The following is a 13,191-nucleotide window of genomic DNA, read 5'->3' as shown; positions in this document are numbered from 1 at the left end:
CGTAATTTTGCACAACGCTGTTGTGCTTATTTTGAAATAAGTTAATAACAAGTAGTCAACAACAATAAAGGTACTCTCTATGAACCAAGGTCATATTGTTCAAGTAATCGGTCCAGTAGTGGATGTCGAGTTTCCAAATGGTCAAGTTCCAGCGGTGTTAAATGCATTAGAAATAACGATGAAATCACTAGAAGATGGGAGTGAGAAAAAATTAGTATGCGAAGTACAACAGCATTTAGGCGAGGATCGTGTTCGTTCGGTAGCAATGGATTCCACCGATGGTCTTGTGCGTGGAATGCCTGTGATAGATACAGGCGAACCAATCAAGGTACCAGTCGGACCAGAAGTATTAGGTCGCCTTTTAAATATTATTGGTGAACCGATCGACAATAAAGGCGAAGTACGCACAAAAGAGCGTGCTCCAATTCACAAAGCTCCACCGCAATTTACAGCTCTTTCGACAAAAAAAGAAATGTTCGAAACAGGCATTAAGGTTATAGATTTAATTCAGCCATTTACAAAGGGTGGGAAAACAGGGCTATTTGGTGGTGCAGGAGTGGGGAAAACAGTAATTATTCAAGAATTGATACATAATATTGCAAAGCATCATGGTGGTTATTCTTGCTTTGCAGGTGTAGGTGAACGCACACGTGAAGGGAACGACCTTTATCTTGAAATGACAGAATCAGGAGTAATCGATAAAACTGCTATGATATTTGGTCAGATGAACGAACCGCCCGGAGCACGTTCGCGTGTTGCACTCACAGCGCTAACAGTTGCTGAATATTTCCGCGATGTGGAAGGGCGTGATGTATTGCTTTTCATCGATAACATATTCCGCTTTATTCAGGCTGGCTCAGAAGTATCAGCACTTTTGGGACGTATGCCGTCAGCTGTGGGTTATCAACCGACATTGGCAACAGAGCTTGGGTTTTTGCAGGAGCGTATTGCTTCGACCGATAGAGGTTCGATTACATCTGTTCAGGCTGTGTATGTTCCTGCGGACGACCTTACGGACCCGGCACCTGCAAATACATTTACTCATCTTGATGCAAAGACAGTGCTTTCCCGCCAGATAACTGAACTTGGAATTTATCCAGCGGTAGATCCACTTGATTCAAGTTCGCGTATTATGGACCCACTTATTATTGGTGAAGAACATTATAATGTTGCTCGTGCTTGTGTAAATGTTCTTCAGACATATAAGAATTTGCAGGATATCATCAATATTTTGGGTATGGAAGAACTTTCCGACGAAGATAAATTAACAGTATATAGAGCACGCAAAATACAGAAATTTTTCTCGCAACCGTTCTTTGTTGCAGAGCAGTTCACAGGTTATCAAGGACGTTATGTAAAGGTAACAGATACAGTAGCAAGCTTCAAAGCAATTTTGGACGGCGAATGCGATGATATCCCAGAAACATTCTTTAGTTATGCTGGAACAATTGACGAAGTATTCGACCGATATAAGAAAAGTAGAGCATAATAAAGGTGCAAAAGTTGGAAGCAAAAACGTTATATATAGAACTTGTTACTCCCGAAAAGAGAATATTTTCGGGGAATGTGCAATCTGTGTGGTTTCCGGGTTCGTTGTCACCTTTTCAGGTATTGCCAAATCACGCGCCGATAGTATCTTCGCTTGATGCAGGAATACTTAAATTTCTTGATGAACAGAACAAAATTGTAAAATATGCGATTACGGGTGGGTTTGTTGATTTGCACAACAACAAAGCAAGCATAATGCTTGAGAAAGCCGTTTCAGCAGATATTTTGAAGCTTGACGCTGTAAAATTGCAGTTAGAAAAAGCAAAAGAAAATCTAAATAAAACAAAGCAACCAGAAGAAAAAATAAGAGCACAGAAGGAATTAGATTTTGCAAAAGCTTGCTTAAGTATTTTGCAAGAAGAAAATTGATATTTTTGATTGAAGAAGAGGCGTTTATGGAAGAAAAAATATTGTTTGAAGGGATTACATACGATGATGTTTTGCTAATTCCGGGATATAGTGAGGTTTTGCCAAGGGATACTGACGTTAGCTCGCGCCTTACTAAAGCAATAAAATTGAATATACCGATACTTAGCGCTGCGATGGACACAGTTACCGAAGCCGAAATGGCTCAGGCTATTGCACGTGAAGGTGGTCTGGGCGTAATTCACAAAAATTTGAGCATTCAGCGACAAGCAGACCAGGTCGATAGAGTGAAGCGTTCTGAAAGCGGTATGATTAAAAAACCTATAACTTTGACAGGAGACAAAACTGTTGCTGATGCGCTCGAAATGATGGCTAAATATAAAATTTCTGGCATTCCTATTATTGATGAGAACAAAAAATTAATCGGAATAGTTACTAATAGAGACTTGCGGTTCAATCCCGAACGAAGTGAGTTGCTCGAAAACATAATGACAAAAGATAACTTGAAAACTGTACCTGTTGGAACAACACTAGAAGAAGCTGAAACACTACTTCAAAAATATAGAATAGAGAAACTTCCGGTTGTTGATGAAAATTACACTCTTTGTGGATTAATTACTTTTAAGGACATACAGAAAAAAAAGCAATTCCCTCGCGCCTGCAAAGATGAACAGGGACGATTGCGAGTTGGTGCAGGTGTGGGGATTTCGGCGGATACGATGGAACGGGTGGCAGCCTTGATAGAGGTTGGAGTTGATGCTGTATTTGTTGATACAGCACACGGTCACAGCCGCGGTGTAATTGAAATGGTGAAATTGATAAAGAGCAAGTATCGCGAATTACAGGTGATTGCAGGTAATATCGCAACAGAAGAAGCGGCAGAAGCACTCATTCGTGCCGGTGCTGACGGGTTGAAAGTCGGAATTGGACCGGGTTCGATTTGCACAACGCGAATAATAGCCGGGGTGGGTGTCCCGCAGCTTAGTGCAGTGATGAATGTATCGAAAGTAGCAAAGAAATATGACGTGCCAGTAATTGCTGATGGTGGAATAAAACAAACTGGCGACATAGCTAAAGCAATTGCCGGCGGAGCTGATAGCGTAATGATTGGGAATTTGTTTGCTGGACACGAGGAAAGCCCGGGAGAAAAGATTATATATGAAGGTCGAGTTTATAAAATTTATCGTGGGATGGGTTCACTTGGTGCGATGAGCCAGGGTTCAGCAGATAGGTATTTCCAGGACGTGGAAGAAGAGATATCCAAATTTGTGCCTGAAGGAATAGAAGGACGAGTTCCGTTCAAAGGCAATGTTGGTGATACAATATATCAGATTGTCGGTGGATTGCGAGCATCGATGGGATATTGTGGCTGCCGAACAATTCGAGAGATGCAGCAGAAAGCACAGTTCAATAGAATTACTTCGGCGGGATTACGAGAATCACACCCACACGATGTAAGAATCACCAAAGAATCGCCAAATTACTATGTATAATATATAATGAATCTAAAATGACTTATTCTCAACCAAATTTTATAACGCAATATCCAAAAATTGTAGACAAACGTTTTCATCAGTTGCGTTTCAATATTGAAGAAAACAAATGCGAAGCAGCGGTAATAACAAAACTTTCGAATGTCAGGTATTTAACTAATTTTTCGGGGTCATCGGCTTTTCTATTTGTTACAGATGACGAAGTGCATTTCGTTACAGATGACAGATACGAAGAACAAATAAAGACAGAGCTATATGATCTACCAAATTTACAGGTACATATTACCAGAGATGTGTGGGGATATCTTGCTAAAAGCAAATTTTTGAAGAAAGTTGAAAATTTAGGTTTCGAAGCAGATCATATTCCTTATGGCGAAGCAGTCGAAATTCGTAATCGAATCAGACCATTAAAATTCAAGCCAATCAATAATTTAGTAGAACGTTTTACATATCCGAAAGCACCGGAAGAGCTTGAATACATAAAACAAGCTTGCAAAATTGCCGAGAAAGTATACGAAGAAATGCTTAATTTCATACAGCCGGGAATGACAGAAAAAGATATAGCAATCGAAATTGCTTATCGCACACGCAAGCTTGGCAGTGAAGGCGATCCTTTTGATATTATTGCTGTATCGGGACCACGCACAGCGCTAGTTCATGGCAAACCATCGGACCGCAAGATAAAAAAGAATGATGTGATTTTACTTGATTTTGGTGCAAAGGTACAAGGTTTCGGTTCGGATATTACACGAACTTTTTGTGTAGGCAAAGCAACAAAAGAGCAAAAAGCAATTTATAAACTGTTATATGATGCAAAAAAAGCCGCTTGCGAGGCTGCTCGCCCGGGTATGAACGGGAAATTGCTCGATGCAGTTGCACGCAAAATGATTGATAATGCGGGTTATGGGATAAACTTCCAGCATTCATTAGGTCACGGAATTGGACTGGAAGCGCACGAGGGACCAATAATTACCTTCCGACGCGACGACCAGATAATTCCCGAGGACGTTGTGCTTGCTATCGAGCCGGGCGTGTATTTCCCCGACAAATTTGGAATGAGAGTGGAAGACGACATTTATATAACCCGCAATGAAATAACAATGTTAACTAATGCACCAGCAGAATTAATTGTCATTTAACTATGGATTTTGAAACTGACGATAAATTAGCGGGAAATAATTCAAGCAATCTCAATACACTATTTATTGCTTATTATTTCCCGCCGATGGGACTTAGCGGTGTTCAACGAAGCGTAAAATTTGCAAAATATTTGCCTGAAAATGGGTGGGACGTTTCTATACTAACCACAACACCAGCAGTTTACTACGCTTATGATGAAACATTGCTTGAAGAGTTGAATAATCTAAAAATTTCTATTTACAGGACACCACCTGATGCAACGCGTCTGGCTAAAAAAAAAGGTTCAAACTTAGTACAATATCCATCACATTTATCTCAGAAGTTAAAAAGAATAATTCTGCAATCTTTTTTGCAGCCCGATAGCAGGATTGTTTGGAAGAAGAAAGCAATAAAGCTTGCCCAAGAAATTATAGAGAATAATCATTTTCATACACTACTGGCGACCGCCCCACCATTTACTGATTTTCTAATTGCTCGTGAGTTATCTGATAGATATGAGCTACCATATGTAATTGACTATCGCGATCTCTGGGTAGATAACGCATATTACTATTATCTTACACCCTTTCACAAGATGAGAGCAATTAGGATGGAAACAGAAGTGCTGACCCGAGCAAAACGAATAATAGTCATCAACCGATTTATGAAAGAAAAATTGCTGCAAAGATATAAATTCCTATCTCACGAAGATATTACAATTATTCCACACGGTTACGACGAAGAAGATTTTGCACCATACAGGCAATTGCAGCCAGACCCAAATTATTTCACAATTACTCATTCCGGATTGTTCCCGGACGACCTTACACCCAAGTATTTCTTGAAAGCTTTGTCTATGTATTTGAAGAAGACACAGGAAGCAAAAAACAAAATAAGAGCTGTGTTTATCGGACTTATGAGAAAATCGCACGAGAAGCTTATAAAAAAGTATAATTTAGGTGACAACGTTGTGCTGAAAGGCTATTTGCCACATAGCGAATGCATAAAGGGACTGATGCAGTCCGATGTGTTGTGGATGATGTCACCAAATAACATAGTAACCCCTTCGAGATTGTATGAATATATTGGTGCACGAAAGCCAATTTTGATTTCAATACCGGATGGGAATATCAAACAAACAGCACTCGAAACAGAAGCCGCCATTGCAACAGAGCCACGCAACACAAAAGCAATAATCGAAGCAATTGATGCTTATTTTGAGATGTGGAAGAAAGGCTCTTTGCCCCACCCCAATATTAAAAACAGTCAGAATTATGAACGCCAATATTTAACAAAATTGCTTGCAAGAGAATTAGCATTTTCCGCAAATTACTAATGTGGAAAAGTTTATTTTTCAATTCTCTGCAATTATTATTAACTTGTTAATAATCAAGGTAGTTCGTTGTTTAGAAAGAGTTTCAGATTAGTTTATCAAAAATTAACAATACGTTGTGAAAGAATTAAGAAAAAAGGATTAATTTGCATAAAATAAACTGTTTTATTTTTCATAATAAAAGGGCATCATATGCTAAAAAAAGTATCCTTAATTATTCTTGCTTTCTTAGCAATAATCAATTTTGCTTATTCGCAAGGCGGAACAACCGCATCAATTAGCGGTCGTGTTACTGATGCAGACGGCAAACCATTGGCAGGGACAACCGTAAAAGTTGTACATCAACCAACGGGGACAACCGCCGGTGCAGTAACAAACAATGCCGGAAGATTTAACATTATGGGTTTGCGCGTAGGTGGTCCATATACTGTTACAATTTCGATGGTTGGATATGAATCGCAAATCAAGGAAAATATCACATTAGGTATAGACCAGAATTATAGTATGAATATTCGCCTTGTGGAAAAAGGTGTCAAAACAGGGACAGTAGATGTAATAGCAGACAAAAATGAAATTATCTCATCGAATAGAACGGGTGCATCACAATCAGTAACAGAAAGTGAAATTAAGAGCTTACCGACGATTGCTCGCTCAATACACGACTATTCGAGATTGTCTCCTCATATAATTTCATCAACTTCGGAAGGTTCGAATGTCGGCGGAAGAAACAGTAAATACAACAACATACAGGTAGATGGTGCGATAATGAGCGATGCATTCGGATTGTCGTCTGCTGGCACGCCCGGTGGTCAAGCAGGGACAGAGCCTATATCGCTCGATGCAATTCAGGAATTTCAGGTAGCAGTTGCACCATTCGACGTTCGTTTAGGTGGATTTACAGGAGGATTGATCAACGCTATAACTCGAAGTGGTTCAAATTACTATCATGGTTCAGCATATTTTTATGGTAGGAATGAAAAATTAGTTGGAAATGCGGTGATAAAAGGTCCAGATGGCAAGTACGCACCGTATCCAGATTATACAGATTATCAGGCAGGAGGACGCATTGGGGGGCCAATCATTAAGGATCAGCTTTTCTTCTTTGTAAATGGTGAGATACGTCAACGTGCAGAACCACAAACTCTTGCATACAAAGGTGAAAGCGGTCCGAATGTTTTCGGTCTATCAAGAAATGAACTTAAAGCATTACGTGATAGTGTAATTACAAAATATGGTTACGACCCTGGTTCTTACGATAAATATACTCGCGATGTAAATAACTATAAGATATTTATGCGTTTGGATTATAACATATCTAATCAGCATAGATTGACTTTACGCCATAACTTTGTAAACGCTGACCAAGATAATTCTGTTACTCGTTCAGCAACTTTCTTTTCGTATTCTGGACAAGAATATATATTCAAAAGTATGCAAAATCAAACTGTATTGCAGTTAAATAGCGTTTTAGGTAAAGATTTTGCAAATGAATTTCGCCTTGCTTATACACAAATTAACGACGAACGTGACCCGCAATCTAAGCCATTCCCAAGTGTTACTATCTCATCGTTGGGCGACGACAAGCGAAGCTCGGTAAGTTTCGGCGTAGAACGTTTCTCGCAAGCAAATGCTTTGGACCAAAGCATTCTCGAAGTAACTGATAACTTCAACTATTTCTTTGGCGATCACGTATTTACTATTGGGACAACCAATCAATATGTTACGTTCAGCAACTTATTTGTTCAAGATGCTTTCGGAACATATACATTTTCTGGATTAGATAATTTTTATAATAATAAGCCAAACAGATATTATTACAGTTATTTGTTACCGGGTGGCAAAGAAAGAGCAGAATTTTCGTACTGGCAGTTAGCATTCTATGCACAAGACGAATGGAAGATAATGCCAAACCTTAAACTTACATTTGGATTACGCGGTGATCTTTATACCTTCCCAGATGAACCTTCATATAATGCAAAATTCGATAGCGTTTTTAATATGAAAACGTCAGAGATGCCAACAACATTTGCATTTTCACCTCGTTTTGGTTTCAACTATGACGTATTCAGCGATAAAAACACACAGGTGCGTGGAGGTGTAGGGCTTTTTGCTGGTCGCACACCTGGTGTATGGATTGGCAACCAGTATGCAAATACGGGTGTTGACTACGGACGCGTTGATGTTACAAGCAATGTACCTGCATTCGAACCTGACCCCAAGAAACAGCCAAAACCCGGCGACCCGGGCTCAACACTTCAACCTGTAAAAACAACTGAGGTAAATATTACAGACAAGAACTTCAAGATGCCACAAATATTACGTTTTAATGTTGCCATAGACCAGCAAATAACTGAGGGATTAATTGGAACTCTTGAATTTATTTATGGAAAATCTATTAATGAAGTATTGTTCCAGAATATTCTACTTGTTGATTCACTTGATAACAGTGGCAATAGAGTTACTTCTATAGACGGCAGGCCGCTTTATTTGAGATACAGTAGCAATCCAGTACTAAGAAGTAATAGTTATACAAACGTAATTTATATGACAAACACAAGCAAAGGCGATCAATTAAGCATTTCGGCTCAATTGCAAAAACCATTCAATCAAGGTATTTTGCCAAATTTGAGTGCTAATTTTGCTTACACATATTCGCTTGTTCGCGATGTGAATAGTGCTACCTCGAGCCGTGCTATTTCTAATTGGATGTATAATCCAGTACCAGATCCAAATAATCCAAAGCTTTCAACTTCTTTGTTCTCCATTCCTCACAGAATCTTAGCAAATGTATCATACAGATATGAATACTACAAGAATGCTGATATTACAGTAGGGCTATTCTACGAAGGACGTTCCGGTTCGCCGATGTCATTCTTGTATTACACTCAAAGCAATATCACGTGGGATAGAGATGTGCTTATAGACACACGCGTTCGTGACGCAAACAATGATAATGTGTGGGGCAACGACCTCTGTTATATCCCAAACAAACTAACTAACAACAACGGCGTTTGGCAAGATGATAAGATGATACTTGTCAACGGAGATCAAACTTATACCGCACCAGATGGAACACAGATGAAATACGCCGAAGCTTTAGAGAAGTTCTTAAGCGATTGGGATGGCCTCAAACGCGGTAAAATTATGGACCGGAATTCATTAAATCAACCGTGGCGTCATCAAGTTGATTTAAGAATTAGTCAGGAAATTCCAACAATTGGCAGACAAAAAGTAGAGCTCACACTCGATATCTTGAATGTATTAAACCTTCTCAATAGAGAATGGGGACAGGTAAAATATGTAAGTAACAGTACATATAGCTTGATGCGTTTCGAAGGTTACGACAAATCAGGTAAAATTCGTGCAAGCTACTTCCCGAACACAAGAGGATACAAAGGCGACGACATATTCGAAACAAGCGACTTCTGGTCTCGCTGGCAAATGCAAGTTGGTATTAGATATACATTCTAATATTTGGCTATTGCAATAATTTGAACGAAGGCACAACTAAAGGTTGTGCTTTTTTTATATTTTTTTCGGAATTTCTCGCTTTGAATAATTAATTTGCAAATATTATTCTGTGGAAATAATAAAACAAAAATGGAACAGAAAACAAAGATATTTCTAAATTTAACAAATGGAATTGAAGCCATAGAACGATTTGGGTTGAAACTGGAGGGAGTATCGTTTATTCGTTTGCAGTCCTGCCATTGCGAAAGTAAAAAGTTTGTAGATATATTGAAAGAACTGGATTATAATTTTCTGATGCATCTGGCGATGGGTTATCGCTGTGTTGTGTATGATTTTGGGGCCAAAAGTCCAACAAGCAAAGCCTTGTATATTGGACTTACGTGGGTAAGATATGTGTTATATAGGCGTTGGTTTGGGAAAATCACACCAGTAGAAATAAAGGGATGGGATTTAAGTCATAGATTTGATATGTTCTATAAGCAAATTGATGACAAAACAAAAAGAAAGCTGGACTATTTCAAGAAATTTCTTTTTACTGATGAAATATTCATAGAAACAATATCGGACGCAACAATAAATGATAACAAACCAGATTATTTTCGAGGAATAATAGAAAAAGAATTGTTCAATAGCCAAAAGATTTAAGTTGGCGAGGATTTTGCCGCCATTTAGGACGAACCTTAACAAATAAATCCAGATAGATAGATTTATCAATATGATTTTCGATAGCAATTCGAGAAAGTTCGCCAATTTGTTTAATTCGCTGCCCATCTTTGCCAATTATTATTGGTTTTTGAGTAGTGCGTTCAACGATAATTTCGGCATTAATATACCATTTACCTTTTTCTCGTTCTTTAAATTCGATAATTGAAACTTCCGTAGAATAGGGAATTTCTTCTTCACAAAGCAAGAAGATTTGTTCCCGAATAAGTTCGGAGACGAAAAAACGTTCGTTTTGGGTGCTTAGAATGTCTTGATCATAGTAAAATGGGGATTTTGGAATGTATTTAGCAATAATTTCAATTGCTCTTGTAACATCATTAGGTTCGTAGGCAGAAATAGGTAAAATTTCAGAGAAAGTGTTAGTTTTTGCAAAGAAGTTAATTGCAGGAAGTATAGTTTTTTTGTCTTTTAGCAAGTCGATTTTGTTGAGTAGAAGAATTTTAGGAGCAGGAGATTTATCAAGCAGTTCAAAAAAAGTGCTATGGAAAGGTTCTTTGTGGGTAGAATATTCAGAAACGTCATATAAAACGAGCAGCACATCAGCTGAAAGCACTTCTTCGGAGACATATTCCATCATAGCTTCGTGCAAAGCATAACGCGGTTTAATAAAACCAGGAGTATCGACAAACACAATTTGAAGGTTATCTTTTGTGTAAATACCCAAAACACGTTTGCGAGTAGTTTGGGGCTTCGGAGTAACAATTGATAGTTTTTCGCCAAGAACAGTGTTCATAAAAGTAGATTTGCCGGCATTGGGTTTTCCAATTATCGCAACAAAGCCGGCAAATGTATCTTTTGTATGAGTATTATTCATTATTCATTATTGATTATTCTCGGGAGAATTCTTTTTTTTCGAAAAGAATTTAATTAAGCCCAAAGGAATAATAACACAATAACCAATCACAAGTAGGAAAGGGGACACAACAGTTGCGAAAGGGTTGTTCCATTTGCCATCGGGAAGTGCAGGTTCATCTGTTACTCCTGTAGCCATAAGCAAATATCCGAGCAGAACCACAGCTATTCCCACACCAATAACAATCAAATCCTTTTTTTCGAGCGGGAATTCCCACTTAACAGATTTAGCCTGAACATTAGAGTGAATATTTCTTTTCTTTTTCATAGCTCACCTATTCACTTTAATTTTTTTCTTTCATAATTAATTCAGCAATTTTTAAATCGAATGGAGTAGTGATTTTAATATTTTCATCTTCTCCATCTATAACGGTAACTTTATATCCGATGAACTCGACAAGAGAAGCTTCATCGGTGCCAAAGAAGCTGGCTTCCTTAGCTTTACGGTAAGCAGAAGTAATAATATCAGTCCAAAATCCTTGTGGAGTTTGGATAAGTGATAATTTGTGCCTTTCGAGAGTTTTCACAACAAGCCCGTTACTTGTCTTTTCTTTGACAGTTTCTTTTGGTGGAATTCCTGGAATAACAGCACCAAAATCTTCTGTTTCATTGATAATGCGCTGGACAAGCTTTGGAGAAGCGAAAGGACGAACGGCATCGTGAACCAAAACAATTTCAGAATTCTTCACTGTTTCAGAAAGCAAACCATTATAGACGCTATCCTGACGTTCCAAACCACCGATAATAATTTCTTTAACTTTATCGCATTTATATTTTTCGATGAGTTCTTTGGTAAAGGTGTACCATTCATTATGAACAGGGATAACAATGGCTTCGACATCTTCAACAGTATCAAAGATGCGAATTGTGTGGACGAGAATAGGGACACCTCCCAGCTCTGCAAATTGCTTTGGCACTTGTGAACCGAAACGTTTTCCTATCCCCCCAGCAGGAATAATAACACTACTTTTCATAAATAATTTTATTTTTTTAATTTATTGTAATTAGTAAATATAACGATTTTTTTCGTAAATTACTGTAAATTAATTTTATTTTCTAAGCTGACAAGCGATAGATGCAATTTAGTTAAGAACAGTTCTGCTTCGTCTTTTGTGATAGTAAGCGGCGGAACAATTCTCAGCGCATTGCCTGAAGCAGCATTAGAGATTACTTGATTTTTCAGTAGTTCGTCTACAAGCAACTGAGCATCGAACGAAAGAAGAAGCCCGAGCATAAGCCCGTGACCCCGCACTTCAACAATCATTTTTGGGAAATGCTCTTGCAGCTGAAACAATTTGTTTTTCAGATATTCACCAATATTAAAAACGTTTTCCATTACACCATTGAAAAGTTCCTCGACAACGACAAGTCCGGTTGCACAAGCAACAGCATTACCACCGTAGGTGGTACCGTGATTGCCGCGGTCCCACACATCAGATAAAAATTCTTTTGCAAGAATAGCACCAAGAGGCAATCCTCCTCCAATTCCTTTTGCCATAGTTACAATATCGGGGCTAACTCCGAAGTGCTCGAAACCGAAGAATTTCCCTGTGCGTCCCGCACCGCATTGAATTTCATCTGCAACGAGCAGGAAATTAAATTTATTGCGCAATTCTTCTAATTTATCGACAAATTGCTGAGTTGGCGAAACAATTCCTCCTTCTCCTTGAACAAATTCAAGAAAAACGGCAGCAGTTTGGTCGTTTATGTTGCGTTCGAGTTCTTCAATATCATTAAATTTCAGGACCAAAGTATCGGGAAGAAATGGTCCCATATTTTCTTTGTATTTAGGCTTGTCCATGATTGAAAGAGCACCATATGTTCGCCCGTGAAAACCACCGGTGAAAGCAACTATTGTCTTTTTCCCGCGACCAAAAGAATATTTGCGAACCAGTTTAATAGCACCTTCGGTTGCTTCGGTTCCGGAATTAGTGAAAAAGACACGTGAGTAACCTGTATGCTGAGAGAGTTTCTCAGCTAATAATATTTGCGGTTCCTGGTAGAAATAGTTCGAAACGTGCATATATTGAGAAATTTGCTTTTGTACAGCTTCAATGATTTTTGGGTGGCTATGCCCAAGAGCATTGACAGCAATTCCCGCAAGGAAATCCAAATATTCATTGCCGTTGCGGTCCCAAATTTTTGCACCGCTTGCGTGGTCTATTTCAATTGGCAGACGTTTATAAGTTTGGAAAAAGACCTGATGTTCACGATTAATTAAATCATTCATTTTTTCTCCGCCATTACATTAAAAAAAAGCAAAATTATAAAAAAGTTGACTATTTC

The 13,191-nt window shown here is 38.5% G+C and carries 11 protein-coding genes; 7 read left to right on the top strand and 4 right to left on the bottom strand.

Annotation, left to right across the window (positions count from 1 at the left end; translation table 11 throughout):
* Positions 1–79: 79 nt before the first annotated feature.
* The 7 genes from atpD to AC6QZF_RS04000 all read left to right on the top strand — a co-directional run bounded on the left by atpD (position 80) and on the right by AC6QZF_RS04000 (position 9,975).
* Positions 80–1,489, top strand: a complete 1,410-nt coding sequence (gene atpD / locus AC6QZF_RS04030) for a F0F1 ATP synthase subunit beta (RefSeq protein WP_499798585.1) — start codon at positions 80–82, stop codon at positions 1,487–1,489.
* Positions 1,490–1,503: 14 nt separating this feature from the next.
* A complete protein-coding gene (gene atpC / locus AC6QZF_RS04025) occupies positions 1,504–1,917 on the top strand; it encodes an ATP synthase F1 subunit epsilon (protein ID WP_499798584.1) in 414 nt (137 codons plus the stop codon).
* 26 nt (positions 1,918–1,943) lie between these two features.
* Positions 1,944–3,407: an IMP dehydrogenase gene (gene guaB, locus AC6QZF_RS04020; RefSeq protein ID WP_499798583.1), complete on the top strand. Its 1,464-nt coding sequence runs from the start codon at positions 1,944–1,946 to the stop codon at positions 3,405–3,407.
* A 17-nt stretch (positions 3,408–3,424) separates the two neighbouring features.
* Positions 3,425–4,546 carry a M24 family metallopeptidase gene (locus AC6QZF_RS04015; RefSeq protein ID WP_499798582.1) on the top strand — a complete coding sequence of 374 codons (1,122 nt, stop codon included), beginning with the start codon at positions 3,425–3,427 and terminating at the stop codon, positions 4,544–4,546.
* Positions 4,547–4,548: 2 nt separating this feature from the next.
* Positions 4,549–5,862 carry a glycosyltransferase gene (locus tag AC6QZF_RS04010; protein WP_499798581.1) on the top strand — a complete coding sequence of 438 codons (1,314 nt, stop codon included), beginning with the start codon at positions 4,549–4,551 and terminating at the stop codon, positions 5,860–5,862.
* A 189-nt stretch (positions 5,863–6,051) separates the two neighbouring features.
* Positions 6,052–9,330, top strand: coding sequence for a TonB-dependent receptor (locus tag AC6QZF_RS04005; protein ID WP_499798580.1), 3,279 nt, complete (start codon positions 6,052–6,054; stop codon positions 9,328–9,330).
* Between the two features lie 129 nt (positions 9,331–9,459).
* Positions 9,460–9,975 carry a hypothetical protein gene (locus tag AC6QZF_RS04000; RefSeq protein ID WP_499798579.1) on the top strand — a complete coding sequence of 172 codons (516 nt, stop codon included), beginning with the start codon at positions 9,460–9,462 and terminating at the stop codon, positions 9,973–9,975.
* Here AC6QZF_RS04000 and era read toward each other — a convergent pair.
* From era to AC6QZF_RS03980, 4 genes are read right to left on the bottom strand one after another with little or no spacing between them, the layout of a single operon-like run.
* A complete protein-coding gene (era, locus tag AC6QZF_RS03995) occupies positions 9,956–10,867 on the bottom strand; it encodes a GTPase Era (RefSeq protein WP_499798578.1) in 912 nt (303 codons plus the stop codon). The two genes, AC6QZF_RS04000 and era, sit on opposite strands and share 20 nt — an antisense overlap.
* Positions 10,868–10,873: 6 nt before the next feature.
* Complete coding sequence (locus tag AC6QZF_RS03990; RefSeq protein WP_499798577.1) at positions 10,874–11,173, bottom strand: DUF3098 domain-containing protein; 300 nt, start codon at positions 11,171–11,173, stop codon at positions 10,874–10,876.
* Between the two features lie 16 nt (positions 11,174–11,189).
* A complete protein-coding gene (gene ispD, locus AC6QZF_RS03985) occupies positions 11,190–11,879 on the bottom strand; it encodes a 2-C-methyl-D-erythritol 4-phosphate cytidylyltransferase (protein ID WP_499798576.1) in 690 nt (229 codons plus the stop codon).
* 59 nt (positions 11,880–11,938) lie between these two features.
* Entirely contained in the window at positions 11,939–13,135 is a 1,197-nt protein-coding gene (locus AC6QZF_RS03980; protein WP_499798575.1) for an aspartate aminotransferase family protein, read from the bottom strand.
* Positions 13,136–13,191: the final 56 nt, after the last annotated feature.

Source organism: Eximiradius sp., assembly GCA_937127445.1.
Classification (GTDB): Bacteria; Bacteroidota; Ignavibacteria; order Kapaibacteriales; family UBA2268; genus JAKIZO01.
This window is presented reverse-complemented; position numbering and strand designations above follow the sequence as displayed.

What these genes read in the sequence shown, in the direction of transcription:
- ispD (WP_499798576.1), bottom strand. Translation starts at nt 11,879, where the DNA reads ATGAAAAGTAGTGTTATTATTCCTGCTGGGGGGATAGGAAAACGTTTC.
- guaB (WP_499798583.1), top strand. Translation starts at nt 1,944, where the DNA reads ATGGAAGAAAAAATATTGTTTGAAGGGATTACATACGATGATGTTTTG.
- AC6QZF_RS03990 (WP_499798577.1), bottom strand. Translation starts at nt 11,173, where the DNA reads ATGAAAAAGAAAAGAAATATTCACTCTAATGTTCAGGCTAAATCTGTT.
- era (WP_499798578.1), bottom strand. Translation starts at nt 10,867, where the DNA reads ATGAATAATACTCATACAAAAGATACATTTGCCGGCTTTGTTGCGATA.
- AC6QZF_RS04000 (WP_499798579.1), top strand. Translation starts at nt 9,460, where the DNA reads ATGGAACAGAAAACAAAGATATTTCTAAATTTAACAAATGGAATTGAA.
- AC6QZF_RS04005 (WP_499798580.1), top strand. Translation starts at nt 6,052, where the DNA reads ATGCTAAAAAAAGTATCCTTAATTATTCTTGCTTTCTTAGCAATAATC.
- AC6QZF_RS03980 (WP_499798575.1), bottom strand. Translation starts at nt 13,135, where the DNA reads ATGAATGATTTAATTAATCGTGAACATCAGGTCTTTTTCCAAACTTAT.
- AC6QZF_RS04010 (WP_499798581.1), top strand. Translation starts at nt 4,549, where the DNA reads ATGGATTTTGAAACTGACGATAAATTAGCGGGAAATAATTCAAGCAAT.
- AC6QZF_RS04015 (WP_499798582.1), top strand. Translation starts at nt 3,425, where the DNA reads ATGACTTATTCTCAACCAAATTTTATAACGCAATATCCAAAAATTGTA.
- atpD (WP_499798585.1), top strand. Translation starts at nt 80, where the DNA reads ATGAACCAAGGTCATATTGTTCAAGTAATCGGTCCAGTAGTGGATGTC.